The 1,120-nt window shown below is 50.3% G+C and carries 1 pseudogene; it reads left to right on the top strand.

What is annotated here, in order from left to right:
• Nucleotides 1–1,120, top strand: a pseudogene (locus R7Z50_RS24620) (DNA polymerase III subunit gamma/tau); the annotation flags it as partial.

Below are 1,120 nucleotides of genomic sequence, written 5' to 3'. Positions count from 1 at the left end.
CAGTTACTATATTGTCGCGTTGTCTACAGTTCCATCTCAAACCGATCAGCGTTGATGATATTCATCAGCAACTTGACTACATTTTGGGTCAAGAGCAGGTTTCAGCAGAGCCCAAAGCGCTTGGCATGATCTCTCATGCCGCTGATGGCAGTATGCGTGATGCGCTGAGTTTGACCGACCAAGCGATTGCTTTAGGCAATGGTGCGGTGCAAACCGACATCGTTAGCCACATGCTGGGAACCATCGATACGGATCAAGCGATTCACTTGCTTGAGTCGATCAGCAGTAAACAACCTCAACAAGCCATGGATAAAATCCACCAATTGGCGGCGAATGGTGTTGAGTGGGACGGTTTATTGCAACAAATCGCGACGCAGTTACATCGCATCGCTATGTATCAAGCACTGCCTGCGTCACTAGACCGAGCCCAACCTGATTCAGAAAAAATCGAATTATTAAGTAAAGCGCTCAGTCCACAAGATGTGCAGCTTTACTATCAAATCGCGCTAAAAGGTCGTGAAGATCTGACGCTGTCTCCAAATGGCCGTGTTGGTATGGAGATGATCGTCTTGCGTATGTTGGCTTTTCGTCCATCAGCGAATAACGGTGCAAATATCGTTACCGCAGGATCTCAACCTCAGTTGAGTCAGATGCCAAATGCGAGTCTAACGAATTCAGCGCCAGCACATCAGGCTCCGGTAGCACAACAGCAGTCGCGCCCAAATCCAGTGCAAGCGCAACAATCTGTTTCGCAGCCCGTTCGTCCGTCAGTGAATCAGCCTGCGTCAATGAATGAAGAGCCACAATATCAGCCAGACTATCAGACTGGTGGTTATGATGTGTCGCCTCCTCAGTACGACATGGCTCCGCCAATGAGCGAAAACCCAGCGCCAGAGGCTCAACCTCAGCAAGAAAGCGCGCCTGCGCCATCAAGAATGGGTGCGGCAGGCTTACGTCATCAGCTACGTTCGCAGCGTAAGCAGGGCTTACAGCAAAACACAACGCAAAATGGTGGCACAAAAAAGCCTAAAGCGGCATCTGCAAAACCAGAATCGGTCATCGACCGAGTAGCGCAATTGCATGGCAATTCCGCGCAGGTGTCGCCAAACTCAACGCCAAA

This window comes from Vibrio sp. 1249-1 (assembly GCF_033340495.1).
Note: the sequence above shows the minus strand (reverse complement) of the source record. Positions and strands in the feature narration are given on the sequence as shown.